Source organism: Streptomyces albicerus (genome assembly GCF_008905045.1).
Classification (GTDB): Bacteria; Actinomycetota; Actinomycetes; order Streptomycetales; family Streptomycetaceae; genus Streptomyces; species Streptomyces albicerus.
Map to the genome: position 1 here is coordinate 134828 of NZ_VWMY01000020.1, position 25903 is coordinate 160730.

Sequence of the window (25903 nt, forward strand, 5' to 3'; positions counted from 1 at the left end):
AGCAACACAGCTGTACGACACGAAAGCTCTCACAGTCATGACTACTGAGTCCGACTTGGGGACTGCGTCCCCGGGGACAGGTGCCAGCTACGCAGCCGCGGGCGTCGACATCGAAGCGGGCGACCGCGCCGTGGAACTGATGAAGGAGTGGGTGAAGAAGACGCAGCGCCCCGAGGTCCTCGGCGGCCTCGGCGGCTTCGCCGGCCTCTTCGACGCCTCCGCTCTGAAGCGGTACGAGCGCCCGCTGCTCGCCTCCGCCACGGACGGCGTCGGCACGAAGGTCGACCTTGCCCGGCAGCTCGGCGTGTACGACACCATCGGCCACGACCTGGTCGCGATGGTGATGGACGACATCGTGGTGTGCGGCGCCGAGCCGCTCTTCATGACCGACTACATCTGTGTCGGCAAGGTCCACCCGGAGCGTGTGGCCGCCATCGTGAAGGGCATCGCCGAGGGCTGTGTCCTCGCGGGTTGCGCCCTCGTGGGCGGCGAGACGGCCGAGCACCCGGGGCTGCTCGGCCCGGACGACTTCGACGTCGCCGGCGCGGGCACGGGCGTGGTCGAGGCCGACCGGCTGCTCGGCGCGGATCGTATCCGTAAGGGTGACGCGGTGATCGCCATGGCGGCCTCCGGCCTTCACTCGAACGGGTACTCGCTCGTCCGGCACGTCCTGTTCGACCGCGTCAAGCTGAAGCTCGACCAGCACATCGCGGAGTTCGGACGGACGCTCGGCGAGGAGCTCCTGGAGCCCACCAAGATCTACTCGCTGGACTGCCTGGCACTGACCCGTACGGCCGACGTACACGCGTTCTCGCACATCACGGGCGGCGGCCTCGCGGCCAACCTGGCCCGAGTGATCCCGGACGGCCTGCACGCGACCGTCGACCGCGCCACCTGGACCCCGGCCCCCGTCTTCGACCTCGTCGGCACGACCGGCCAGGTCGACCGCCTGGAGCTGGAGAAGACCCTGAACATGGGCGTCGGCATGATCGCGATCGTCCCGCAGGAGTCCACAGACGTGGCCCTCGCCACACTGGAGGACCGCGGCGTGGAGTCCTGGGTGGCAGGCGAGATCACAGACCGAGACACCCACGAGACGGGCGCAACCCTGATCAACGACTACGCGAACTGATCAACACGCCCCATCAGAGGCGCCCCATTAGGGGCGCGGGGCTGTGACATATGCGGCTCCGCCGCATGGGCGCGACCAGCCCACGACAGCCCGCAGATCACAACGCGCCGCAGCTACCCCCGCTCCAAGCGGAGCGCAACCGCAAAACCCGGTCCGGCAATAAACCGGTCCGGACCGGGTGAAGCGCAGCTAAAACGAACAGCTCAGCTGGAGCGTCAAGCGCCGCGGCGTTGCGACGTGGGACCGGACTCGTCGTCCTCGTCCTCGTCGTCGTTGTAGAGATCCGCGTACTGGGCGTACGGGTCGTCTTCCTCGTCATCGTCCTCGAACGGCTCGCCATTCGGCGGCTGTTGCGAAGTCGAAGCGCCCAGCTCGTTGGCCAGACGCGACAGGTCAGTCCCGCCGCTGTTGTACTTCAGCTGGCGGGCGACCTTCGTCTGCTTGGCCTTGGCCCGGCCGCGCCCCATGGCTCGACCCCCTCGGTGACGGGGCTCGACGGCCCCAGAGTCTTGACACGCGTTCATGATCTGGAACGGGCTCTCCGCGGAGAGACCGGTCCGTAGGGCTTCCACGGTACCTGAGCCCGCGCCCATACGGTACGTCGCCCGCAGGACGCGCCTACGCCCAGAACCCTCGAGGCGCCCTGTCCTCGCTGGTCAACCGCGATTTTAACCTCTTCTCGGCGAACGACCCGCCGACGAACGTGAGAGTTCTCTCCAACACCCGCCGGCAGGTACCCGCCGGACGTCCCGAACAGCTGTCCCGGACCTCAGGGACGACGCGCCTCCGCCATGCGGTGCTCGGCGATCCGGTCGGCCGCCGCGGCCGGCGGAATCCCGTCCGCCTTCGCACGTGCGAATATGGCCAGCGTGGTGTCGAAGATCTTCGCGGCCTTCGCCTTGCACCGCTCGAAGTCGAAGCCGTGCAGCTCGTCGGCGACCTGGATGACACCGCCCGCGTTCACCACGTAGTCCGGCGCGTAGAGGATCCCGCGGTCCGCGAGGTCCTTCTCGACGCCCGCGTGCTCCAGCTGGTTGTTGGCCGCACCGCAGACGATCTTCGCGGTGAGCACCGGCACGGAGTCGTCGTTCAGGGCGCCGCCCAGCGCGCAGGGAGCGTAGATGTCGAGCCCCTCCACCCGGATCAGCGCGTCGGTGTCCGCGACGGCCGTCACACGGGACGGGTGCTTGGCCAGCATCCCCCGTACGGCCTCTTCCCGTACGTCCGTGATCACGATCTCGGCGCCGTCGTCCAGCAGATGCTCCACCAGGTGGCGCCCCACCTTGCCGACGCCCGCGATGCCGACCCGGCGGCCGCGCAGCGACGGATCGCCCCACTGGTGCTGGGCGGAGGCCCGCATGCCCTGGAAGACGCCGAAGGCGGTCAGGACGGACGAGTCGCCCGCGCCGCCGTTCTCGGGGGAGCGCCCGGTGGTCCAGCGGCACTCGCGCGCCACGACGTCCATGTCGGCCACGTACGTGCCGACGTCGCAGGCGGTGACGTACCGGCCACCGAGGGAAGCGACGAACCGCCCGTAGGCGAGCAGCAGCGCAGTCTTCTGAGCGGGCTCGACCTTCTCCGGGTCGCCGATGATCACGGCCTTGCCCCCGCCGTGGTCGAGCCCGGCCATGGCGTTCTTGTACGACATCCCGCGGGAGAGGTTCAGCGCGTCGGCGACGGCCTCCGCCTCGCTCGCGTACGGGTAGAAGCGCGTACCGCCGAGGGCGGGGCCCAGAGCGGTGGAGTGGATCGCGATGACGGCCTTGAGGCCACTGGCCCGGTCCTGACAGAGCACGACTTGCTCATGGCCGCCCTGATCCGAGCGGAACAGGGTGTGCAGTACATCGGCAGGGGCGCCGGTTACGTCGGTCACGGTGGTGACTCCCAGGTAAGAAGCGGCGGTTCGGGGCGGCCCTCGTACGGGTGGCGGGGGTCCGTGTGGCACGAGATTAGAGCCTGTACGGGACCGCCATCCGCGCAGTGGTCAGGATCACCCTCTCCCGGAGTACGGTCACGATGGGGCGTGGGACGATTTGCAGTGTTTTCCCGCGCTCTTGTGCGCAGGTTTCGCGGGTTTTCCGTTTGGTCGGCGGGGGAGGGAGCAAGCGTGCCCAAGGTGTCCTCGTTGATCGTCCCGTACGCGTCCTATCTCCGCGTGTACGAACCGCTGGCGGCCTTCCCCGAGCCGGAGCGCGGCCACTGGGCGCGCTATGCCCGCCGCCCGGACCGCCCCTCCTATCAGGACGAACTGCGCCGGTCGCTGGCCGACTTGCTGCCCACCCCGCCTGTCCCGGTGCCAGTACACGAGAGCGGCGACGCGTTCGTCGTGGACGTGGACGGCGTGCTGTGCGTGTGCCCCTGGCGGACCCGGCTGCGCGGCTGGCAGGCCCTGGGCGACCTGGCCGAGGAGCTGCCGCCGCCGGTCCTGGACGCGGTCCTGCCCCCGGTCGTACGGCGCCAGACGGCCCAGGACTACGAGCGCTGGCTGACCCGCAACCCCGACGCCCGGCCCTGGATCCGCACGTCGACCTGGCAGGTGCCGCTGAACTGGTTCGTGCTGGTGTCGGACGAGGAGCGCGAGTTCGGCAAGGGGGCCGGCTCCGGTGCCGAGGAGGACGCGCCGGTGCTCCGCTACCGGACGCCGATGGTGCAGGCCCGGCGGCGGGTGGCGCGGGCCCTGCGGACACTGCGGGACACCCTCGACGAAGGACCGCTCATCGACGGCCTGGTGGACGTGGGGCGTTGGCTGGAGGAGTTCCACCCGCGTTCGCTGGTGGAGCTGGACTACGGCGGCCTGGTGCACGTCCTGCCCGCCGGCGAGCTCGACGGCGACCACTCGGCGGCCGATGTCGCCGAGGGCATCGAGGCGCTGCGCACGGGCGACGGTGCCGGGGCCGGCGAGGCGTACGGTCGGCTCGTGGAGCGGTGGCGTTCGGTACGGGACCGTCGCTCCGCGAACTGAGGGGCCGGCGGGACTCCTGAGGAACCGATGGCACTTCCGCGGACCACGTGCTGCGGGGTTCGCATACCGGGGCCTGCTGTTCGCTTGCCGGGGCCCGTGGTTCGTTCGCCGGGCCGAGGGTTCCTTTGTGTCACGGGATCTGACAGGACGTAAGTCCCGATCCGGGTCGTACGGGGTAAGCGTGACGGACGGCACTAACGCGGACCTTGCGCCTAACGCCCCTCCTCATGCCAAAATAGGACAAGGAGTCCGGGGAGGGCTCCTTCTGCCCGCGTATGGGTGGAATCTCAGCATTGCACGCTATGGGGGGTCTCGTGACTCCTGATCGTCCTGTGACTGATCGTCACAGTGGCGTGACTGTCCGCTATGGCATGGTCCATCGGCTTCCGTCGCTGATGAACACCTGGGAGGGCAATTCCATCGGTTTGGCCGACGTGGCTGGACAGATGGTGTAGTTGTAGTGCCGAGGACAAGCCGTTCGTCCTATAACCGACTCGGCCCGCGTCCGCCATTTCGGGCAACGCGGGTCAAGGTGCAGAATTTAGAGGAAAGAACCGAGAAGGTTCGGTTCTCCCGAGGAGGCCGCTCATGACCGCTCGCACCCCTGATGCCGAGCCGCTGCTGACCCCCGCTGAGGTTGCCACGATGTTCCGCGTGGACCCGAAGACGGTGACGCGGTGGGCGAAGGCCGGCAAGCTCACTTCGATCCGGACGCTCGGCGGGCATCGCCGTTACCGCGAAGCCGAAGTCCGCGCTCTGCTTGCGGGTATCCCGCAGCAGCGCAGCGAAGTCTGAACAACAACTCCATAGCAGGGCATTTCGGCAGGTCCCCCATTTGTCGGTACGCCCGAACCCAAGCTCCAAGCGACGCGGATCCTGCCCCAACGGGGTCCACGCCCGAGCAAGAACCTCAAGCAACAAGGGTGCGTCGTAGATCGCGCTGGACTCCGCCGGGTCCAGCGCGATCTTTTTGTGCCCTGCTGATGCCCTGGTCGCGGAGTGCCGGGCCGGACTGTGAGCGGCCTTGTCGCAGTCTGGGGAGGGCTGTCGGATCAGCTGTGCGAGGCCTCTGAGCTGGGTGCAATTGCACATATTAAATTGACCAGTTGTATGTGGGGGGTAAGTTCCGCAGGTTTGAAAACTTATGCGGTGACACCCATCACATGTCGGGGTCCTTGTTGCGTGTGGTGCTCCTGCGCTAAAGGGGATTGTGCGCATCTGGCGCCGCCCGGGCGACAGTTGACGCGCGGAGCACTGGCCGCCTTGCCTACGCCGGGGACGGGCTCTCGTCCTCTTGGGGGCTCTCGTCGGGGCTCTCCGTGCCGCTTGGAGCGGTCTCCGTGGCCAGCCGCAGGAGCCGATGACAGATCGGGCAGTGCCGCGTCAGATGGCGGTACCCGGAGGCCGCCGACAGATGGGCGCGGAGCAGAGCTCGTGTCTCGTGCCTCGCGGACACGGCCATGGCCACCTCCGGTGGGGTCTTGGGCCCTGGTTTCTAGGTACTGGGGGAATGTGACGGCGTCAAGCCCAGGTGGCGCTCCGCGGGGCGAGCGAGGCTTGTGAGGCCGGTGTTGGTCGGATGCCGGCGTCAGGGGCCTTGCGGTGCGGTGTGCGGCTGCGGCGCCGTGGGGGCTGGTCGCGCAGTTCCCCGCGCCCCTGAGGGGGCGCCCAGGGCGCATGAAGAAGGGCCCAGCATCCTTGTCGGATGCTGGGCCCTTCATCTACTGCGGTCCTGACGGGATTTGAACCCGCGGCCTCCACCTTGACAGGGTGGCGAGCACTCCAAGCTGCTCCACAGGACCAGGTTTCGCAGGGCCAATCGTGCGTTGCGCTGCGAGAAGAGACTGTACAGGAGGGTGAGCCCCCAGGGCGAACTCACCCTGCGTACGGGAGCCGTTACGGGACAGCCGCGTCGATGGCCTTCACGATGCGCTTGTCGGAGACGGGGTACGCCGTGCCCAGCGCGTGCGCGAAATAGCTGACGCGGAGCTCCTCGATCATCCAGCGGATGTCCAGGACCGAGGAGGGGACGGGACGGCCCTGCGGCATCTGCTCGAGCAGCCACGCGTACTCGTCCTGCATCTCGTGGACCTTCTCCATACGGCTCGTGTCCCGCTGGACGTTCGTCGGCATCTGCTGGAGCCGGCGGTCCGCCGCGACCAGGTAGCGCATCAGGTCCGGCAGACGACGCAGACCCGTCTCCGTGACGAAGCCCGGCTTCACGAGGGCGTCCAGCTGTGTGCGTACGTCCGTGAGGTTCGCGAGCAGCACAGCGCTCCGTACACCCTTCAGACGGCGCTCACAGGCCTGCCAGGCGGCGAGGACCTGCTGCACCTGGCCGACCGTGCGGACCGTCGTGTCGACGATCTCCGCGCGCACCTTCTCGTACAGCTTCCGGTACGACTCCTCGTCCCAGGCGGGCCCGCCGAAGTCCCCGATCAGTCTGTCCGCCGCAGCCATCGCGCAGTCGTCGAAGAGGGCCTGGATGGAGCCGTGCGGGTTCGCGGACAGGGCCAGCTTCTGCGGGTTCGTGAGCTTGTCCGACGCGAACTTCGCCGGGTTCACCGGGATGTTGCGCAGGATGAGCCGCCGCGTGCCCTTCCACATGGCCTGCTGCTGCTCGGCCTCGGTGTCGAAGAGGCGTACGGAGACCGTGTCGCCGTCGTCGACCAGGGCGGGGTACGCCTTCACCGGCTGGCCGGCCCGGCGCGTCTCGAAGACACGGGTGAGGGAGCCGATCGTCCAGTCCGTGAGGCCCTTGCGTTCCAGGGACTCGCCGCCCGTGCGCTCGGCCGTCGCCGCCGCGGCCTGCGAGATCGCCTGCCGTGCCTTCGGCTTCAGGCGCAGCTGCAGCGCCTCCAGGTCCTTGTCCTCGGCCAGATTGCGCCGCCGCTCGTCGACGATCCGGAAGGTGATCTTCAGATGGTCGGGAACCCGGGACCAGTCGAAGTCGTCGGCCGTCAGCGGCACCCCGACCATGCGCTTGAGCTCGCGCGCCATCGTCGTCGTCAGCGGCTCCTGGAGGGGCACCGCCCGCTCCAGGAACTTCTGCGCGAAGTCGGGGGCAGGGACGTAGTTCCGCCGGATCGGCTTCGGGAGGGACCGGATCAGCTCCGTGACGACCTCCTCGCGCAGGCCCGGGATCTGCCAGTCGAAGCCCTCGTCCGTGACCTGGTTGAGGACCTGGAGCGGGATGTGGACGGTCACGCCGTCCGCGTCCGCGCCCGGCTCGAACTGGTACGTCACACGGAACTTCAGCCGGCCCTGACGCCAGGAGTCCGGATAGTCGTCCTTGCTGACATCCCCCGCACGCTCGTTGATGAGCATCGACCGCTCGAAGTCGAGCAGTTCGGGCTCGTCGTGCCGCTTGTGCTTCCACCAGGAGTCGAAGTGCGCGCCCGACACGACGTGTTCGGGCACCCGCTGGTCGTAGAAGTCGAACAGCGTCTCGTCGTCCACCAGGATGTCGCGACGCCGCGCGCGGTGCTCCAACTCCTCGACCTCGGTGAGGAGTCTGCGGTTGTCCGCGAAGAACTTGTGGTGCGTACGCCAGTCGCCCTCGACGAGCGCGTTGCGAATGAACAGCTCGCGGGAGACCTCCGGGTCGATCCGCCCGTAATTGACCTTCCGCTGGGCGATGATCGGCACGCCGTACAGCGTGACCTTCTCGTACGCCATCACCGCGGCCTGGTCCTTCTCCCAGTGCGGCTCGCTGTACGTGCGCTTCAGCAGGTGCTCCGCGAGCGGTTCGACCCACTCCGGCTCGATCTTCGCGTTGACCCGGGCCCAGAGACGGGAGGTCTCGACGAGCTCGGCGGACATGACGAAGCGCGGTGGCTTCTTGAAGAGTGCCGAGCCCGGGAAGATCGCGAACTTGGCGCTCCGGGCGCCGAGGTACTCGTTCTTCCCTGTGTTTCTCCCGCCCTCTCCCCCGGCCTCCTTCACGTCCTTCATGCCGATGTGGGAGAGCAGCCCGGCGAGAAGCGAGAGATGGATCTGCTGATCGGGGGCATCGTCCTCGTTCAGATGGATGCCCATCTGCTTGGCGACCGTCCGCAGCTGCGAATAGATGTCCTGCCACTCGCGGATCCGCAGGAAGTTCAGATACTCCTGCTTGCACATGCGGCGGAAGGACGACGAGCCGCGCTCCTTCTGCTGCTCACGCAGGTACCGCCAGAGATTGAGGTACGCCAGGAAGTCGGACGTCTCGTCCTTGAAGCGGGCGTGCTGCTGGTCGGCCTGCGTCTGCTTGTCGGCCGGCCGCTCGCGCGGGTCCTGGATGGAGAGCGCGGCGGCGATCACCATGACCTCGCGCACACAGCCGTTCTTGTCGGCCTCCAGGACCATGCGGGCGAGCCGCGGGTCGACGGGCAGCTGGGCGAGCTTCCGCCCGGTCTCCGTGAGCCGCTTGCGTACGTCCTTCTGGGTCGGATCCAACGCGCCGAGTTCCTGGAGCAGTTGGACGCCGTCGCGGATGTTGCGGTGGTCCGGCGGGTCGATGAACGGGAACTTCTCGATGTCCCCGAGCCCGGCCGCGGTCATCTGGAGAATGACGGACGCCAGGTTCGTACGGAGGATCTCGGCGTCCGTGAACTCCGGCCGGGCGAGGAAGTCGTCCTCGGTGTACAGCCGGATACAGATTCCGTCGCTGGTCCGTCCGCAGCGGCCCTTGCGCTGGTTGGCGCTGGCCTGCGAGACCGGCTCGATGGGCAGCCGCTGCACCTTCGTACGGTGGCTGTATCTGGAGATGCGGGCGGTGCCCGGGTCGATCACGTACTTGATGCCCGGGACGGTCAGCGACGTCTCGGCGACGTTGGTCGCCAGAACGATCCTGCGCCCGGTGTGCGGCTGGAAGACGCGGTGCTGCTCGGCGTGCGAGAGACGGGCGTACAGGGGCAGCACTTCGGTGAACCGGTAGTTCTTCTTGGTCAGCGCATCCGCGGTGTCACGAATCTCCCGCTCTCCCGAGAGGAAGACGAGGATGTCGCCCTTGCCTTCCCCCTGGAGCTCCTCGACCGCGTCGCAGATCGCGGTGATCTGGTCGCGGTCGGCATCGTCGCCGTCCTCTTCGAGGAGGGGCCGGTAGCGCACCTCGACGGGATACGTCCGCCCGCTGACCTCAACGATCGGCGCATCCCCGAAATGCCGGGAGAACCGCTCGGGATCGATGGTCGCGGAGGTGATGACGACCTTCAGGTCCGGCCGCTTGGGCAGCAGCTGAGCTAGATACCCGAGCAGGAAGTCGATGTTCAGCGACCGCTCGTGCGCCTCGTCGATGATGATCGTGTCGTACGCGCGCAGCTCGCGGTCCGTCTGGATCTCGGCCAGCAGGATGCCGTCCGTCATCAGCTTCACGAAGGTGCCGTCCGGGTTCACCTGGTCGGTGAAGCGGACCTTCCAGCCGACGGCCTCGCCGAGAGGCGTGTCCAGCTCCTCCGCGACCCGCTCGGCGACGGTACGGGCGGCGATACGACGCGGCTGTGTGTGCCCGATCATCCCCCTGACCCCGCGCCCGAGCTCCAGACAGATCTTCGGGATCTGCGTCGTCTTGCCGGACCCGGTCTCACCGGCGACGATGACGACCTGATGATCACGGATGGCGTCCGCGATGTCGTCCTTCTTCTGGCTGACGGGCAGCTGCTCGGGGTACGTGACGGCGGGCACGCGCGTGCGCCGCTCGGCCATGCGGACCTCGGCCCTGGCGACCTCCGTCTCGATCTCGGCGGCGACAGCGGCCCGGGCCTCGGGCTTGCGAATCCGGCGCGCACCCTCGAGCCTGCGCCCGAGCCGGTGCGCGTCGCGCAGGGACAGCTCGGCCAGACGAGGGGCGATATCGCCGAGGGCGGGGGCAGGATGCGTAGACATACGCGGTCCAGGATCTCACCTCGGGGAAACGAGGAGCGAACGCTTTTGCACGGGGCCGCTCACGCGGAGCGGGCGGGGAGCGGGCGGCCCGGTCTCCTCTGCCTTGCCGGCCTCTCCTGTGCCCTCGCCGGCGCACGCGCACGACGAAGGCCCCGTCCGTCTGGACGGGGCCTTCGGGTGGTGGCTGGGGCCGGGGTCGAACCGGCGACCTATCGCCCGCGGCGCAGCCGCAATCGGATGCAGCCAGGCGATCGCTCGTACCGGCTGAGCTACCCGGCCACGCGACTCGCGGGCGAGTCGCAGCGGGTGGGAAGTCGGCTGTCGTGGCTCTGGCGCGGCGGCGGTGTCGTTGCGCCGCTGCGGCACGATCGTGGACTTGCTGGTGCCATGTCGGGGTACGCGGAAGGCCCCGTCCGTCTGGACGGGGCCTTCGGGTGGTGGCTGGGGCCGGGGTCGAACCGGCGACCTATCGCTTTTCAGGCGATCGCTCGTACCAACTGAGCTACCCAGCCACGCGACTCGCGGGCGAGTCGCAGCGGTCCTGACGGGATTTGAACCCGCGGCCTCCACCTTGACAGGGTGGCGAGCACTCCAAACTGCTCCACAGGACCAAGCTGTTGTGTGCGAACAGTCTCGCACACGGGATTGCGTGCCCCCAACGGGATTCGAACCCGTGCTACCGCCTTGAAAGGGCGGCGTCCTAGGCCGCTAGACGATGAGGGCTATCGGCCCGCCTGGGCGCCTCGCAGCGCGTCGGGGACGTGAGCAGCATATGGGATGTCGGGAGGGATCGCCAAAACGGTTTACGGGGTGGGCGAGGGGGTGGCGGGCGGAGTGGACGGTGCGCCTGGTTGGTTTTCCTCCGGGAGATGGCGGCTGACCTCGGCCGTCGTCAGGCCCAGGCCGCCCAGTTTGATCTCGTCCCAGGCCTGGAGGCGGCGGGTGTCGCGGTCGAGGTAGAGGATCGACGTCTCGATGGGGTCGGGGTACTGCTGCTCCAGCGCCCGCAGCCCGCTGCCGCCGGTCGAGCCCTCGATGCGCAGGCGCGTGCCGTATTTCATGACCTCCATCTCCGGGTGGTGGAGGTGCCCGGCCAGCACCAGCGGTACATCGCCGTCCGTCTGCCGGGCGGCGTCCGGGTTGTGGGCGATGGCCACGTCCACCGGTGTGCCTGCCGCTTCCTGGTCGCGGAGCGCGGACGCCAGACGCGCACCCGCCAGTTCCTCCGACGGGGCTTCCCCGTCCCGCTCCGAGCGGTCGGGGGTGAACTGCGGATCGCCGATGCCCGCGAAGCGCAGGCCGGCCACCGAGACGGCCCGTCCGTCGTCCAGGACGTGCACGTTCTTCATCCGCTCCAGGTAGCTCTGGGTGATCCGGGAGTCGTGGTTGCCTCGCACCCAGACGTAGGGGGCGCCGAGGTCGGCGGCCGGGTCCAGGAAGCCGTTCTCCGCCGCCGTTCCGTGGTCCATGGTGTCGCCGGAGTCGACGATGACGTCGATCTCGTACTGCTTCACCAGTGAGGCGATGATCTTCCAGCTGGCGGGGTTGAGGTGGATGTCGGAGACGTGCAGGACGCGGATGGTGGAGGGGTCCGGTTCGTACGCGGGGAGCGTGGACGTGGCGTCGTACAGCTTCGTCACGTTCGTCACCAGGCGCGCCAACTCCTTCTGGTAGACGTCGAATTCGCTGACGATGCTGCGGGCGTTGCCGACGACCGAGGGGGCGCTGCTCAGGAGACCCGAGAATTTCGGTTCCAGGACCGATTTCGGGTTCCACGTCGCGAAGGCTGTCGCTGCGGAGGCGGCCAGCAGTGCCAGTGCCAGGCCGCCGGCCGCGAGGGCTCGGCGTGGGCGGCGGTAGACCGCGAGGCCGAGGGCCGTCGCGCCCGAGACCACGGCGACGCAGGAGCGTACGGCGAGGTCGAGGGTGCCGTGGCCGACGTCTCGGGCGACCTCGTCCTGGAGGCCGGAGAGCCGTTCGGGGTGGTCGACGAGGGCCTGGGAGCGGACGGGGTCGAGCTGGTCGACGTCCACGTCGAGGCGGAGGGGGGCAATGTGGCTGCGCAGTTCGAGGGCGCCGAGCGGGGACACGTTGATCTTCGTGCCGCCCGTGACGGAGGGGCGCAGGGTCATGGTGGTGTCCATCGGACCGACCGGCGCACGGACGTTTCCGACGATCAGCAGGCCGAGCCACGCGCCGAACAGGACGACGGCGATGAGGCCGAGGGCGCGGGTGTACGGATGCGGTTGGTGGACGAGTTCGATGACCGGGTGCGTACGGCGTGAGCGGTAGTGGCGTACGAAGGCACGTGGAGCCTTTCCTACGCGGTGCAGAGCGGTGGCGGCAGCGGGGACGCGGGCCATTGGTCCCGTATGCCCAAAGGGCGGGGTGGGTATGCGGCGGGGCGCGGTCTCTCACAGGGGTCGTACGGGCTCGGGGACGGGCGCTCGTACGCGGCGTCCCGCACCGCCCGGGCGTCCGTACCGGACAATGGCCCTGTGCTGGAGATGACGCGCGAGGAGTTCGAGGAACTGGTCGCCGAGGCGTTGGACCGGATTCCGCCGGAGCTGACACGGCTGATGGACAACGTGGCGGTGTTCGTCGAGGACGAACCGCCGAGCCACGATCCCGAGCTGCTCGGGTTGTACGAGGGGACTCCGCTGACGGATCGCGGTGAGTGGTACGCCGGGGTGCTGCCGGACCGGATCACGATCTACCGGGGGCCGACGCTGCGGATGTGCGATACGCGTGAGGACGTGGTGGCCGAGACCGAGGTGACCGTGGTGCATGAGATCGCTCACCACTTCGGGATCGACGACGCGCGGCTGCACGCCCTCGGATACGGCTGACGTCGCTCCCGGATGTGGCTGACGTCTCTCCCGTGCGGTCGCGTGTCTTCTTGCGGGCGGCGGGAGTTGGGCAGGGGGACTCCTCATTCCGCCTCGGAGGTGGCTGCCCGTGCGCGCCATGTACGTACCCGTCCGTCTGGCCGCCGCGGCCCTGGCCGTTGCCGTGTCAGCAGGCTGTATGAGCGTCGGTGACGACGAGGGAGGGCGTGCGAAGCCCTCGCACTCGGCGGGGCAGCGGGGTGGTGAGGCGCCGGACGGTGGCTCGGCGGTGAGCGGCGGGGGCTCGGGCTATCACGGGGCGCGTGACGGAAAACACGGTGCGGCGAAGCCGAGTGAGTCGGCGTCCGGGTCGGCGTCGCCGTCGGCCGGGGAGAGCGCGTCGGCCGTTCCGTCGAAGCCCGGCAGGGACGGGGACGGCGGGAAGGGCGGGAAGAAGCCCAGGCCGGGGGCGTCCTCGCCGACGAAGGCGCAGCCCACGCCGACGCGTCCCGATCCGGAGCCGACACCCACCAAGGTGACGCCCACGCCGTCGCCGGATCCGACCACGGCCGAGCCGTCGTCCTCGGCGCATCCGGAGCCCGCGCCGCAGCTCGCCGAGCGGCGGGAGCCGGCGCCGCGGGCCGGGGCCGAGGGCTGAGCGGCGGCCTGGGCGAGGGCCTGAGAGGTGGGCTGACCTGGGGCTATCGGCTCGGTTTGCCTTGAGGGGTGGAGGGTGCGTATGGTGGTAGATCGTTTGATCCCATTTGCCCGGCGCCATCACAGAGCGCGCCGCGTGGCGCGTACTCTCCCTTGCCGTGGCTGACCGCATTGAGGCGGTCGTTTGCGAAATCACGGAGTTGACGGGCGCGTGCCGACGAGACTCCGGAAGGTTTCGCATTCGCATGTCCATTTCCAGTACTGATCACGTCGTCGTGCCCGAGAACGAGGCGCCCGACACGGTCGAGGCGACCGACGAGACCGCGGCTCCCGCGGTTCCCGAGGTCACCTTCGACACTCTCGGTCTCCCCGAGGGCGTTGTGCGCAAGCTCGCGCAGAACGGCGTGACCACCCCCTTCCCGATCCAGGCCGCGACCATTCCGGACGCCCTGGCCGGCAAGGACATCCTCGGCCGTGGCCGCACCGGCTCCGGCAAGACCCTCTCGTTCGGTCTGCCGCTGCTCGCGCGGCTGTCCGGCGGTCACACCGAGAAGAAGAAGCCCCGCGGCATCATCCTCACGCCGACGCGTGAGCTCGCGATGCAGGTCGCGGACGCCCTCCAGCCGTACGGCGACGTGCTCGGCCTGAAGATGAAGGTCGTCTGCGGCGGTACGTCGATGGGCAACCAGATCTACGCCCTGGAGCGCGGTGTCGACATCCTCGTCGCCACCCCGGGCCGGCTGCGCGACATCATCAACCGCGGCGCCTGCTCCCTCGCGAACGTCGAGGTGGCCGTCCTCGACGAGGCCGACCAGATGTCCGACCTGGGCTTCCTGCCCGAGGTCACCGAGCTGCTCGACCAGATCCCGGGCGGCGGCCAGCGCATGCTGTTCTCGGCCACGATGGAGAACGAGATCTCCACGCTGGTCAAGCGCTACCTGAGCAACCCGGTGACGCACGAGGTCGACGCCGCCCAGGGCGCGGTGACGACCATGTCGCACCACATCCTCATCGTGAAGCCGAAGGACAAGGCGCCGGTCACGGCCGCGATCGCCTCCCGCAAGGGCCGCACGATCATCTTCGTCCGTACGCAGCTGGGCGCGGACCGTATCGCCGAGCAGCTGCGTGAGTCGGGCGTGAAGGCCGACGCGCTGCACGGCGGCATGACGCAGGGGGCGCGGACGCGGACGCTGGCCGACTTCAAGGACGGTTACGTCAACGCGCTGGTCGCGACCGACGTCGCCGCCCGCGGTATCCACGTCGACGGCATCGACCTGGTGCTGAACGTGGACCCGGCCGGTGACCACAAGGACTACCTGCACCGCTCCGGCCGTACGGCCCGCGCGGGGCGCTCCGGCACGGTCGTGTCGCTGTCCCTGCCGCACCAGCGCCGGCAGATCTTCCGTCTGATGGAGGACGCGGGCGTCGACGCCTCGCGTCACATCATCCAGGGCGGTGCGGCCTTCGACCCGGAGGTCGCGGACATCACCGGTGCCCGGTCGATGACCGAGGTCCAGGCCGAGTCGGCGGGCAACGCGGCGCAGCAGGCCGAGCGTGAGGTCTCGCAGCTCACCAAGCAGCTGGAGCGCGCGCAGCGGCGTGCCGCCGAGCTGCGCGAGGAGGCGGACCGGCTGATCGCGCGGGCCGCGCGCGAGCGGGGCGAGGACCCGGAGGCCGCGCTGGCCGAGGCCGCTGCCGTCGTGGAGGCCGCCGCGGCCGCCGTCGCCGAGCAGACGGTCGCGCAGGAGGCCGCCGAGGCGGTGCGCGAGGAGCCGCGTCAGCGTCGTGACGAGCGGGGCAACTACGAGCGCCGTGACCGTCGTGACGACCGTCCGTCGGGTGGTTTCCGTCGGGACGACCGTCGTGACAACGACCGTGGCGGGTTCAACCGTGACCGTCGTGACGACCGTCCCTCGGGCGGCTTCCGCCGTGACGACCGTCGTGACGGCGACCGTGGTGGCTTCAACCGTGACCGTCGTGACGACCGTCCCTCGGGCGGCTTCAACCGTGACCGCCGTGACGGCGACCGCCCGGCGTCGGGTGGCTTCAACCGTGACAACGACCGCGGTGGCCGTTCCTTCGACCGTCGTGACGACCGTCCGTCGGGCGGCTTCCGTCGCGATGACCGTCGTGACGGCGACCGTGGTGGCCTCAACCGTGACCGTCGTGACGACCGTCCCTCGGGCGGCTTCAACCGCGACCGTCGTGACGGCGACCGCCCGGCGACTGGCGGCTTCCGCCGGGACGACCGTCCGGCCGGCCACCGCGGCAGCGACCGCCCGTTCAACCGTGACCGTCGCGATGACCGTCCGGCCGGCGGCGGCTTCCGCACCGGCAGCCATGACCGCCCGTACGGCCGTCGTGACGACCACCGTGGCGCCGGTTCGGGCTCCGGCTCGTCCTTCGGGCGTCGTGATGACAAGCCGCGCTGGAAGCGCAACGGCTGAAACGTCGGCTTGAACGGCCGCTGAGCATCACTGAAGGGCCCGGACGACCTCGGTCGGCCGGGCCCTTCGGCGTACCCGCTCCTTGCACGACCTGAGGGGGCTCGTTCCGAGCCATGCGATTTGGCCACCCTTTCCGGCCAAACGAAGTCCTCTGTGGCGCATGTCATACCCCTGGTGAGGGAATTGCTGGGGGCATGACAGATGACGCCAGGACACGTGGGCTGTCGGACGAAGAACGGCTTGCCCAGCTCGGCTACACGCAGGTTCTCGCCCGCCGCATGTCGGCGTTCTCCAACTACGCGGTCTCCTTCACGATCATCTCGGTGCTCTCGGGATGCATGACGCTGTATCTGTTCGGCATGAACACCGGCGGGCCCGCCGTGATCACCTGGGGCTGGGTCGCGGTCGGCCTGATGACGCTGTTCGTCGGGCTCGCGATGGCCGAGATCTGCTCGGCGTACCCGACGTCGGCCGGCCTGTACTTCTGGGCCCACCGTCTGGCACCGCCGCGTACGGCCGCGGCCTGGGCGTGGTTCACGGGCTGGTTCAACGTCCTCGGCCAGGTCGCGGTGACCGCGGGCATCGACTTCGGCGCGGCCTCGTTCCTGGGCGCGTACCTGAATCTCCAGTTCGACTTCGAGGTCACACCCGGCCGTACGATCCTGCTCTTCGCCGGGATCCTGATCCTGCACGGCCTGCTGAACACCTTCGGCGTACGCATCGTCGGCCTCCTCAACAGCGTCAGCGTGTGGTGGCACGTCGTGGGCGTGGCGGTCATCGTGGGCGCGCTGACCTTCGCGCCGGACCACCACCAGTCGGCGTCCTTCGTGTTCACGGAGTTCGTGAACAACACGGGCTGGGGCAGCAGCATGTACGTGGTGCTGCTCGGCCTGCTGATGGCGCAGTACACCTTCACCGGGTACGACGCCTCGGCGCACATGACGGAGGAGACGCACGACGCGTCGACGGCCGGCCCGAAGGGCATCGTGCAGTCCATCTGGACATCGTGGATAGCGGGTTTCGTCCTGTTGCTGGGCTTCACCTTCGCGATCCAGTCGTACGACGGGGCCCTCGGCTCGCCGACCGGGGTGCCGCCCGCCCAGATCCTCCTGGACGCGCTGGGCGCGACAGCGGGCAAGCTCCTCCTGCTGGTGGTCATCGGCGCGCAGCTGTTCTGCGGCATGGCGTCCGTGACCGCCAACTCCCGCATGATCTACGCCTTTTCGCGCGACGGGGCGCTGCCGTTCTCCCACGTGTGGCACACGGTGAACCCGCGCACGCGTACGCCCGTCGCGGCGGTGTGGCTGGCGGCGCTCGGGGCGCTGGTCCTCGGCCTGCCGTACCTGATCAATGTGACCGCGTACGCGGCGGTGACGTCGATCGCCGTGATCGGCCTCTACATCGCGTATGTGATCCCGACGCTGCTGCGGCTGCGCAAGGGTGACGGCTTCGAACGCGGTCCGTGGCATCTGGGCCGCTGGTCCCGCCTGATCGGGGTCGTGGCGGTCGGGTGGGTGGTCGTGATCACGATCCTCTTCATGCTCCCGCAGGTTTCCCCGGTCACCTGGGAGACGTTCAACTACGCCCCGATCGCGGTCCTGGCCGTCCTCGGCTTCGCCGCGGCCTGGTGGTTCGCCTCGGCCCGCCACTGGTTCCTCAACCCGGACCACGAACGCACCGTGGCCCGCGAGGCGGCCCGTGCGGGCGCCCCGGATCCGGTGGATCCGTAACTTTCCGCCACCCCCATCCACCCCCTTCCGCCCTCGCGGCACGGCCGGGTCACCGATACCCGATCGGAGTCCTGGCCTCGTCCGGCTATGCTCGTTCCTGCATCGACGCGGGTCGGTGCGGGCATCGGCGTGAGCCGGTGCGTGGACCCTTAGCTCAATTGGCAGAGCAGTGGACTTTTAATCCATTGGTTGTGGGTTCGAGTCCCACAGGGTCTACCGATGGCGGGCAGGCGATATGACCCCTGATCCGCGGTGCGGCGTCCGGGTCGGCTTCTGCTGACTCGGGCGTTGCTGCGTTCCGGGCCCATGCTGAGCATTGAGTCCCGCTAAGCGGTCTCGGGGAGGCTTAGGGGCCGCCGTACGAACTCCTGTCAGCCCGCCGTCAGTTCCGGAAGCGGCAGTGTGTGCTGGGTCTGCAGGACCTTCGCCCGCAGGTAGCGGACGTTGTGGGGCGTCGTGAAAACGCCCGTCGGGACGCGGTGGTTGACGGTGATGCCCAGGTCCCGGAGCTGGTTCGCCTTGTCGGGGTTGTTGGAGAGGAGGTCCAGCTCCGTGACGCCGAGGGCTGTCAGCATCTGGGCCGCCGCCGTGTAGTCGCGGGCGTCCTCGGGGAGGCCGAGCGCCGTGTTGGCGGCATAGGTGTCGAGGCCCTCGTCCTGGAGGGCGTACGCGTCGAGCTTGTTGTAGAGGCCTATGCCCCGGCCCTCCTGGCGGAGGTAGAGGAGTACGCCGCCGCGGGTGGCGATCTGTTCGACGGCCTCGCGGAGCTGGGGGCCGCAGTCGCAGCGGGACGAGCCGAAGACGTCGCCCGTCAGGCACTCGGAGTGGAGGCGCACCAGGGGGGTCGTCGACGGGGTGCCGAGGACCATCGCCAGGTGTTCCTGGCCGTCGGCCAGTCCGTGGAAGGTGACCAGTTCGGCGTCGACGCTGTAGCTGTCGTGGAAGCGCAGCGGTACCCGGACGCGCGAGCGCGGGGTGGCGGCGGGGAAGTCGGGCATGCGGGTACTCCGGTCCGGGTTCTCATCTGCTTCAGTTTTGAAGCAGTTCCTCGGATCGAGACCCTACCTCATGCTTTAAAGTTGAAGCAATGTGTGACGGTGGTGGATGTGGTGCGGTTCACGTGCCTTTATGTGCCCCGCATATGTGCTCAAATGGATTCACGTGTGTGCTCGTACGGACTCACGTACAAGAGCTCGACGAGCGACGGCGCCACGGGACGTCGTCGGGTGTGGTCTGCGGATCGTCGCCCTCGAGCCCGCGCGCGATCCCCGTGCAGATCTCCTCCAGCTGCCCCACCTGCTCCGGGGTGAGGTTGTCGAAGAGGGTCGCGCGGACCGTCTCGACATGGCCGGGCGCCGTGCGCTCGAGGACGGCCATTCCATCGTCGGTCAGGATCGCGATACTGCCCCGCTTGTCCATGCGGCATCCTTCACGGCGTACCGCCCCGTCCTTCTCCAGGCGGGTCACCGCGTACGTCAGCCGACTACGGGTGATCTTCGTCTTCTCGGCGAGGTCGGTCATGCGCAGACTGCGGTCCGGGGCCTCGGAGAGGTTGGCCAGGATGGAGTAGTACAGGTGCGGCATGCCGGCGTCCTGCTGGAGCTGTCGGTCGATCGCGTCCTCCAGGAGGTGGGAGGCGGCGATGTAGGCGCGCCAGGCGCGCTGCTCCTCGGGGGTGAGCCAGCGGGTCGTCATGCGCCCAGTGTAAGTTTGCTTCAAACTTGAACCAAGTCCGATCTTCGGCCGGTCCACACCCTGCCTCCGAAAGAGTCCCAAAGAGTCCCAAAGAGTCCCAAAGGGTTCCGAAGAGTCCGAAAGAGAGCGCGTACATGCCCCACCCCTACGTCCTGTTGTCCGCTGCCGTCTCCCTCGACGGCTGCCTGGACGACACCGGCCCCGGACGGCTGCTCCTCTCCGGGCCCGCCGACTTCGACCGGGTCGACGAGGTACGGGCCGAGTCCGACGCGATCCTGGTCGGCGCGGGCACCCTGCGCGCCGACAACCCCCGCCTCCTCGTCAACTCCGCCGAGCGGCGCGCGGCCCGGGTCGCCGCCGGACGGCCGGAGTACCCGCTGAAGGTCACCGTCAGCGGCAGCGGTGACCTGGACCCGACCGCCAACTTCTGGTCCACGGGTGGCGAGAAGATCGTCTATACGTCCGACAAGGGCGTCCAGAGGGCCACGGACGCGCTGCGCGGGCACGATGACGTCGATGTCGTCCCCGTGGGGTCGGGAGACGTGGACTGGCGGGGCGTCCTCGCGCACCTCCACGACATACGCGGCGTGCGGCGCCTCATGGTCGAAGGCGGCGGCCGCGTCCACACCCAGCTCCTCCAGCAGGGGCTCGCCGACGAACTGCAGCTCGCCGTCGCGCCGCTCGTCGTGGGGGAGCCGGGCGCGCCACGGCTGTTCGGGCCCGGTGGATATCCGGGCGGCCCCCGGAACCGGATGCGGCTGGTCGAGACACGGCCCGTGGGGGACGTCGTCCTCATGCGGTACGTCCCCACCGCGCCCGGCACCGGCAACGTCCCCTCCGCGGCCGATCACCGGTGGCTGGCGCTCGCCTGCGAACTGGCCGCCGAGTGCCCGCCCTCGCGGACGGCGTTCAGCGTCGGCGCGGTCGTGGTCGCCGCCGACGGTACGGAACTGGCCCGCGGCCACTCCCGTGAGTCCGACCCCGTGTCGCACGCCGAGGAGGCCGCGCTCGCCAAGATCGGGCCGGACGATCCGCGGCTCGCGACCGCCACGGTCTACAGCAGCCTGGAGCCGTGCGCCCGCCGCGCCTCCCGTCCCGCGCCCTGCGCCCGGCTGATCCTCGACGCGGGGGTACGCCGGGTGGTCACCGCATGGCGCGAGCCGGACACCTTCGTCGCGTCCGCGGACGGGAGCGGGCTGCTGGCCGCGGAGGGCGCCGATGTCCTCGTGCTCCCGGAGTACGAAGCCTCGGCGAAGGCGCCCAACCGCCATCTCGGCTGAGCGGCGCGTTTCGTCTCCGACCCCAGGTGATTCGTCTCGAACCGGGGGTAAAGGGCAGGCGACGTAAACCTGTGCGCTTCGGGTCCCGCGGATGGCGTACACTGGTCTTAACGACGCGGGGTGGAGCAGCTCGGTAGCTCGCTGGGCTCATAACCCAGAGGTCGCAGGTTCAAATCCTGTCCCCGCTACTGAAGGCCTGGGGCCGGAATCCGACAAGGATTCCGGCCCCAGGCGTTTTTGCGTGCCTGTATGACGTGCGCCTCGCCTCCGCCGGGAGGGCGTCGACGCCTTCGGGAGGTTGTCATGGTGCTGCTCGCCGTGCGCCGGCCCTGAGTTCGGAGCCTCTCGTTTCATCCTCTGGAGTCTCTGGCCACCTATATCACCCGTAGTAGTCGAACGACGCCCCTCCGCATAACAACTGACACACCATCAACAAACCTTCCGTACCTGAATGGCGATCAACTCGCCCGATTTACCCCGCTCATGACCCGTAAGTCCAGGCCAAGAGCTTTAACGATCATCAGGAACAGCTTGGAATCCGGGGCCCGGGTCTATTAACGTTCGATAACGCAGCGCGGTCGTCCCAGCCGTCACAAGAGACGGCTCCGTGCTCACGCGCCGAATCCCGCAAGGGAACCGGGGAACCACCAATTGGGGTGAATCGCGTGTCTTTCGCGGTGGAGTACACCGTGGTTGACGCGCGTAGGAGACCTTCCTGCTCCGAACCCGTCAGCTAACCCGGTAGGCGAGAAGGAAGGAAAGGAGTGCGCCCACGTGGCGTCCAACAGGCCTGCCCCCACCACCTCGTTCCCGCCGGATGAGTTGCCGGGTGAGAAGAAGCTCGACACCTTCGGCTACGGCATCCGCCAGGACGAGGAGACCTGGGAGGCCTGGAATCCCACCGCGGATTCCGTCCGTCCCCTCCGCGGCCGGCACCGCGTCTCCAAGCAGCGCGGCGGAGGACTCGCCCGCAGCTCGACCGTGCTGGGCGTCGGTGTCATAGCCGCCGTCGGCGCGGGCGGCATGGCCACCGCGCAGACCGGCAAGCCGCCGGTGTCGATCTCGGTGCCCGACCTGCCGTCGGTGGGCTCGCTGATCTCGGACGAGTCCGACGCCCCCGAGGGCTCCAGCACGCCGCTCACCGCCGCGGGCCTGACCACCGCCGACGCCGAGCAGGGCAGTGCGGACGCGGGCGAGGCCCTGCGCGCCCGCATCATGCTCCAGGCCGAGCAGCAGCAGGACCAGGTGGACCGCGAGGCCCAGGAGGCCGCCGAGACCGCCGCCGCGAAGAAGGCCGCCGAGCAGGCCGCCAAGGAGCGGGAGGCCGCCGAGGCCAAGGCCGCCGCCGCCAAGAAGAAGGCGGAGGAGGAGGCCAGGGCGAAGGCCGAGGCCGCGCGCCTTGCCGAGCTCGCCAAGCAGTTCACGCTGCCGACCTCCTCGTACACCATCACCTCGACCTTCGGTCAGTCCGGCGCGTACTGGTCCTCCGGCCAGCACACCGGCCTCGACTTCGCCGCTCCCACGGGCACGCTGATCAAGGCCGTGCACAGCGGCACGATCACCCAGGCCGGCTACGAGGGGTCGTACGGCTACAAGACGGTGCTCACCCTCGATGACGGCACGGAGATCTGGTACGCCCACCAGTCGTCGATCAGCGCCAGCGTCGGGCAGAAGGTCAACACGGGTGATGTGATCGGCCGCGTGGGCGCCACGGGGAACGTGACCGGAGCCCACCTCCACCTGGAGGTCCACCCGGGCGGCGCCGACAACGGGATCGACCCGATGGCGTGGCTGCGGAGCAAGGGGCTCAACCCGTAAGCGGGGCGCAACACACGTAAGCGGGGCTCAACACACGTAAGCGGGGCGCAACACACGTAAGCCGGGTGTCGTAGATCTGGGGTCTGTGGGGTCTGTGGGCCCCTGTAGGACCGTCTGTGGGCACCTGTAGGACCCTGAGTGTGGAATATGGCCGTCCAGTACGGCTGTTGGCCTACCCATGACTTCTCTTCGCAAGCTGGGTTCGTCCGATCTCGAGGTCTTCCCGCTCGCCCTCGGCGGCAACGTCTTCGGCTGGACCGCCGACGAGGCGCAGTCCTTCGCCGTGCTCGACGCGTACGCCGCCGCGGGCGGGAACTTCGTGGACACCGCCGACTCGTACTCGGCCTGGGTGCCGGGCAACGAGGGCGGTGAGTCGGAGACCGTCATCGGCAACTGGCTGGCCGCGCGCGGCAACCGCGCCGACGTCCTGGTCGCGACGAAGGTCGGAGCCCACCCCCAGTACAAGGGTCTGTCCGCGGTGAACATCAAGGCGGCCGCCGAGGCGTCGTTGCGGCGTCTGCGGACCGACTACATCGACCTCTACTACACGCACTTCGACGACCCGTCCGTGCCGGTCGAGGAGATCCTCACGGCCCTGGACGAGCTCGTACGCTCCGGCAAGGTGCGCGCGATCGCCACGTCCAACCTCACCCCCGAACGGCTCCAGGAGTCCCTCGACTTCTCCGAGCGCGAGGGCCTCGCGCGGTACGTCGCGATTCAGCCGCACTACAACCTCGTCTCCCGCGACACGTACGAGGGCCCGCGCCAGGACATCGCCTCCCGGGCCGGCCTCGCCGCCGTCCCCTATTACGCGCTCGCCTCGGGCTTCCTCACCGGCAAGTACCGGACGGGTGCCGAGGTCGACAGCCCCCGGGCCGGTTCGGCGGGCGTCCACCTGGAGTCGGAGCGTGGGCGGCGTGTCCTTGCCGCGCTGGACGAGGTCGCGCAGGAGCGCGGGGCCGAGATCGCGACGGTTGCTCTGGCGTGGCTCGCGTCCCGTCCTACGGTGGCCGCGCCGATCGCCAGCGCTCGTACGGTGGGGCAGCTGCCGGCGCTGTTGGGCGTGGCGGAGCTGGCGCTCACGGATGCCGATCTTGTGAAGTTGACCGCGGCTTCTGGCTGAGGCTTTTGTCTGAGACTGCTGGTGCTTCGGGGTTTCTGGCTGAGGCTCCTGAGATTTTGGGCTTCTGTCTGAGGCTGCCGAAGCTTTGGGATTCTGTGGGTTCTGTGGGTTCTGATTCTGCGGGTTCTTAAGAGCGGTACGGGTTGTACGCGGGGTACGGCGTCGTTGCCGGGTGCCCGTACGGGGGTCCGTACCACGGCGGCAGCGCTGGTACCGGGGCCGTCGCCCGGGCCGCGTACGCCAGGGCCGGGCGGGCCGGTTCGCGGCGGGACCACAGCTCGTGGAGCAGTTCCCGTTCGCGTACTACGAAGTCGGCGCCCGCGCGGCCGCTGCGGCCCCGGTGGCGCAGGAAGGCCAGCGACGTCGCGTACGCCTCGTACTCCGCGACCGCCCGGCCCGCCGCGCGCCCGCCGTGATGCGTGGCGTACTCGCGGGCCAGCCGGCGCGCCTTCATCGAGCCCAGGACGAACGGCTCGGGTGCGGTGAGCCAGCCCGCCATGGCGTACGCGGGCAGTTCGGAGCGGACCGTGCCCAGTTCGCGCTGCCGTGTCCAGACGACCAGCCAGGTGAGCAGGCCGAAGGCCGGGACCATGAACACCGCGTAGACCGCGAAGAAGCCGTACTCGCCGAAGGCCGACGAGCCGTTCCACATCGCGTGCATGCCCATCGCGAGCAGCAGGCCCGTGACCGGCAGGAGGACACGGCGCACGTGGTGGCGGTCGGCCGAGAACGCGGCGATGCCGAAGCCGATGCCGGTGAGCACGGTGAACAGCGGGTGCGCGAAGGGCGACATGATCACGCGTACGAAGAAGGTCGCGGCCGTTACGGAGGCGATGCCGCTGTCGCCGGTGAGCTGGTCGGTACCGAACGCCGTGCCGAGGTAGAGGATGTTCTCGGTGAACGCGAAGCCGGTCGCGGTGACGCCTGCGATGACGACGCCGTCGAGGATGCCGGTGAACTCGCGTCTGCGGAACAGGAAGACGAGCAGGACCGCGGCTGCCTTCGCTGATTCCTCGACGATCGGTGCTATGACCGTTGCGCCGAGGGTGTCCGCGCTGGACGGGTCCGCCGTTGCTGTTGCTATCCATCTCGTCGCGAAACTGTTCGCGACGATGGCTATCAGCGCGGCCGCGCAGGCGCCCCACGCGAAGGAGAAGAGGAGATTTCGCCAGGGGCCCGGTTCGACTCGGTCCAGCCAGCGGAACGCCGCGACGAGGAGCGGGACCGGGAGTACGGAGAGGCCCAGGCCCACCAAGAAGCCCTCGGTGCCGGTCTGTTCGCGGACGAGGGCCAGGATGACCAGGCCGGAGAGCGTGAGCAGGGTGATCAGTGCGCCGTAGCGGACCCATTTGCGCTGCCACCAGTGAGCGTGCCGACGCCGGCCTCCGCCTCCGCCTGCGGCGGGGAGGCCGGGGTAGTGCGTCGGGTATAGGGGGCTGGTGGCCATGACAACGACCCTAACGACGGAGGGGCTTGGCCCGCGAGAGCGCCCTGTCAGGGGCGCGGAGCCGTGACGTTGTGCCGCTCCGTCGTGGGGGCGCGATCAGCCCCACGACGCGCACGTTGCGCGCCGGAGCGTGCACGGAGCGCTCAGTTGTCTGTGCTGTCCGCGGAAAGCGGTACGCGGCGGAAGAGCAGGTCGTTCACCGCGTGGCCCTTGGTCAGTCCCTGGCTTTCGAAACGGGTCAGGGGGCGGAAGGCGGGGCGTGGCGCGAAGCCGCCGTTCGGCTGGGTGTTTTCGAAGTCCGGGTGGGCGGTGAGGACTTCGAGCATCACTTCGGCGTACGGTTCCCAGTCCGTCGCGCAGTGCAGGAGTGCGCCCGGCTTGAGGCGGGACGCGGCGAGGGTGAGGAACTCCGGCTGGATCAGGCGCCGCTTGTGGTGGCGCTTCTTGGGCCAGGGGTCCGGGAAGTAGACCCGCAGGCCGTCGAGGGAGTCCGGCGTCAGCATCTCGCGGAGCAGGATGATCGCGTCGCCGTTGGCGACGCGGATGTTGGACAGGCCGTTACGGTCTGCGAGGTTCAGCAGGTTGCCCTGGCCTGGTGTGTGGACGTCGACTGCGAGGATCCCTGTGCCGGGGCCCTCGGCGGCCATCTGTGCGGTCGCCTCGCCCATGCCGAATCCGATCTCCAGCACGACCGGGATGTCGGCGCCGAACAGTTCCTTCAGGTCGAGGGTCCGTCGGCCGTCGATGTCCAGTCCCCACTTGGGCCACAGGCGCTGCAGCGCGTCCGCCTGGCCGTGGGTGACCCGGCTTCGGCGGGGCTGGAAGCTGCGGATTCGGCGCTCGAAGTGTGAGCCGGCCGGGTCGGCGCGGGGGCCGTCGGGGAAGCGGGGTTCGCCCTTCGGGCGGGGGGGCCGGGGGG

General features: G+C 69.1%; 19 protein-coding genes, 7 tRNA genes and 1 riboswitch. Of the genes, 12 read left to right on the forward strand and 14 right to left on the reverse strand.

Features of this window, described 5'->3' with window-relative positions; translation table 11 throughout:
• Positions 1 to 37 precede the first annotated feature (37 nt).
• Positions 38 to 1132 carry a phosphoribosylformylglycinamidine cyclo-ligase gene (purM, locus tag GAS53_RS19800; protein ID WP_151478957.1) on the forward strand — a complete coding sequence of 365 codons (1095 nt, stop codon included), beginning with the start codon at positions 38 to 40 and terminating at the stop codon, positions 1130 to 1132.
• 215 nt (positions 1133 to 1347) lie between these two features.
• Here the strand turns inward: purM and GAS53_RS19805 are convergent, their stop codons facing one another.
• Both GAS53_RS19805 and GAS53_RS19810 read right to left on the reverse strand, forming a co-directional pair.
• On the reverse strand, positions 1348 to 1599 hold the full coding sequence (locus tag GAS53_RS19805; protein ID WP_151478958.1) for a DUF3073 domain-containing protein: 252 nt from the start codon (positions 1597 to 1599) through the stop codon (positions 1348 to 1350).
• A 302-nt stretch (positions 1600 to 1901) separates the two neighbouring features.
• Entirely contained in the window at positions 1902 to 3005 is a 1104-nt protein-coding gene (locus GAS53_RS19810; RefSeq protein ID WP_151478959.1) for a Leu/Phe/Val dehydrogenase, read from the reverse strand.
• Between the two features lie 234 nt (positions 3006 to 3239).
• Here GAS53_RS19810 and GAS53_RS19815 point away from each other — a divergent pair, with 234 nt between their 5' ends.
• Together GAS53_RS19815 and bldC are read left to right on the forward strand one after the other, a co-directional pair.
• Positions 3240 to 4094 carry a hypothetical protein gene (locus GAS53_RS19815; protein ID WP_151478960.1) on the forward strand — a complete coding sequence of 285 codons (855 nt, stop codon included), beginning with the start codon at positions 3240 to 3242 and terminating at the stop codon, positions 4092 to 4094.
• Between the two features lie 588 nt (positions 4095 to 4682).
• Complete coding sequence (bldC, locus tag GAS53_RS19820; RefSeq protein ID WP_027749187.1) at positions 4683 to 4889, forward strand: developmental transcriptional regulator BldC; 207 nt, start codon at positions 4683 to 4685, stop codon at positions 4887 to 4889.
• Positions 4890 to 5361: 472 nt separating this feature from the next.
• On the opposite strand, the gene GAS53_RS19825 is transcribed toward bldC, so the two are convergent.
• The 8 genes from GAS53_RS19825 to GAS53_RS19860 all read right to left on the reverse strand — a co-directional run bounded on the left by GAS53_RS19825 (position 5362) and on the right by GAS53_RS19860 (position 12322).
• On the reverse strand, positions 5362 to 5556 hold the full coding sequence (locus tag GAS53_RS19825; RefSeq protein ID WP_151478961.1) for a DUF6274 family protein: 195 nt from the start codon (positions 5554 to 5556) through the stop codon (positions 5362 to 5364).
• A gap of 265 nt (positions 5557 to 5821) precedes the next feature.
• A tRNA-Asp gene (locus GAS53_RS19830) sits at positions 5822 to 5896 on the reverse strand.
• A gap of 94 nt (positions 5897 to 5990) precedes the next feature.
• On the reverse strand, positions 5991 to 9959 hold the full coding sequence (hrpA, locus tag GAS53_RS19835; RefSeq protein WP_151478962.1) for an ATP-dependent RNA helicase HrpA: 3969 nt from the start codon (positions 9957 to 9959) through the stop codon (positions 5991 to 5993).
• Positions 9960 to 10137: 178 nt separating this feature from the next.
• Positions 10138 to 10238, reverse strand: a tRNA-OTHER gene (locus GAS53_RS19840).
• Positions 10239 to 10394: 156 nt separating this feature from the next.
• A tRNA-Phe gene (locus GAS53_RS19845) sits at positions 10395 to 10471 on the reverse strand.
• A 24-nt stretch (positions 10472 to 10495) separates the two neighbouring features.
• Positions 10496 to 10570, reverse strand: a tRNA-Asp gene (locus tag GAS53_RS19850).
• A gap of 39 nt (positions 10571 to 10609) precedes the next feature.
• Positions 10610 to 10682: transfer RNA gene (locus tag GAS53_RS19855), tRNA-Glu, on the reverse strand.
• Positions 10683 to 10762: 80 nt separating this feature from the next.
• Complete coding sequence (locus GAS53_RS19860; protein WP_151478963.1) at positions 10763 to 12322, reverse strand: metallophosphoesterase family protein; 1560 nt, start codon at positions 12320 to 12322, stop codon at positions 10763 to 10765.
• A 135-nt stretch (positions 12323 to 12457) separates the two neighbouring features.
• On the opposite strand from GAS53_RS19860, the gene GAS53_RS19865 reads away from it, so the two are divergent.
• The 5 genes from GAS53_RS19865 to GAS53_RS19885 all read left to right on the forward strand — a co-directional run bounded on the left by GAS53_RS19865 (position 12458) and on the right by GAS53_RS19885 (position 17837).
• Positions 12458 to 12808 (forward strand): metallopeptidase family protein, encoded by a 351-nt coding sequence (locus GAS53_RS19865; protein ID WP_151478964.1) that lies wholly within the window; start codon positions 12458 to 12460, stop codon positions 12806 to 12808.
• Between the two features lie 109 nt (positions 12809 to 12917).
• Positions 12918 to 13445, forward strand: coding sequence for a hypothetical protein (locus GAS53_RS58380; RefSeq protein ID WP_151478965.1), 528 nt, complete (start codon positions 12918 to 12920; stop codon positions 13443 to 13445).
• Positions 13446 to 13689: 244 nt separating this feature from the next.
• Positions 13690 to 15891, forward strand: a complete 2202-nt coding sequence (locus GAS53_RS19875; protein WP_151478966.1) for a DEAD/DEAH box helicase — start codon at positions 13690 to 13692, stop codon at positions 15889 to 15891.
• A gap of 194 nt (positions 15892 to 16085) precedes the next feature.
• Positions 16086 to 17621, forward strand: coding sequence for an amino acid permease (locus GAS53_RS19880; protein WP_151478967.1), 1536 nt, complete (start codon positions 16086 to 16088; stop codon positions 17619 to 17621).
• Positions 17622 to 17764: 143 nt separating this feature from the next.
• A tRNA-Lys gene (locus GAS53_RS19885) sits at positions 17765 to 17837 on the forward strand.
• Between the two features lie 155 nt (positions 17838 to 17992).
• Here the strand turns inward: GAS53_RS19885 and GAS53_RS19890 are convergent.
• Both GAS53_RS19890 and GAS53_RS19895 read right to left on the reverse strand, forming a co-directional pair.
• Positions 17993 to 18619 (reverse strand): GTP cyclohydrolase II, encoded by a 627-nt coding sequence (locus GAS53_RS19890; protein ID WP_151478968.1) that lies wholly within the window; start codon positions 18617 to 18619, stop codon positions 17993 to 17995.
• 181 nt (positions 18620 to 18800) lie between these two features.
• Positions 18801 to 19316, reverse strand: coding sequence for a MarR family winged helix-turn-helix transcriptional regulator (locus GAS53_RS19895; RefSeq protein WP_151478969.1), 516 nt, complete (start codon positions 19314 to 19316; stop codon positions 18801 to 18803).
• 134 nt (positions 19317 to 19450) lie between these two features.
• Between GAS53_RS19895 and GAS53_RS19900 the strand changes: the two genes are divergently transcribed.
• From GAS53_RS19900 to GAS53_RS19915, 4 genes are all read left to right on the forward strand, one after another.
• Positions 19451 to 20596 carry a dihydrofolate reductase family protein gene (locus GAS53_RS19900; protein WP_151478970.1) on the forward strand — a complete coding sequence of 382 codons (1146 nt, stop codon included), beginning with the start codon at positions 19451 to 19453 and terminating at the stop codon, positions 20594 to 20596.
• A 114-nt stretch (positions 20597 to 20710) separates the two neighbouring features.
• Positions 20711 to 20784 (forward strand) — tRNA-Met (locus tag GAS53_RS19905).
• Positions 20785 to 21202: 418 nt separating this feature from the next.
• Positions 21203 to 21359, forward strand: a riboswitch (cyclic di-AMP (ydaO/yuaA leader).
• A gap of 11 nt (positions 21360 to 21370) precedes the next feature.
• Positions 21371 to 22414, forward strand: a complete 1044-nt coding sequence (locus tag GAS53_RS19910) for a M23 family metallopeptidase (protein ID WP_151478971.1) — start codon at positions 21371 to 21373, stop codon at positions 22412 to 22414.
• Positions 22415 to 22592: 178 nt separating this feature from the next.
• A complete protein-coding gene (locus GAS53_RS19915; RefSeq protein WP_151478972.1) occupies positions 22593 to 23537 on the forward strand; it encodes an aldo/keto reductase in 945 nt (314 codons plus the stop codon).
• 127 nt (positions 23538 to 23664) lie between these two features.
• Here the strand turns inward: GAS53_RS19915 and GAS53_RS19920 are convergent, their stop codons facing one another.
• Together GAS53_RS19920 and trmB are read right to left on the reverse strand one after the other, a co-directional pair.
• Positions 23665 to 24984 carry a PrsW family intramembrane metalloprotease gene (locus tag GAS53_RS19920; RefSeq protein ID WP_151478973.1) on the reverse strand — a complete coding sequence of 440 codons (1320 nt, stop codon included), beginning with the start codon at positions 24982 to 24984 and terminating at the stop codon, positions 23665 to 23667.
• Between the two features lie 143 nt (positions 24985 to 25127).
• On the reverse strand, positions 25128 to 25903 hold a 776-nt coding region (gene trmB, locus GAS53_RS19925), incomplete at its 5' end, for a tRNA (guanosine(46)-N7)-methyltransferase TrmB (protein ID WP_151478997.1).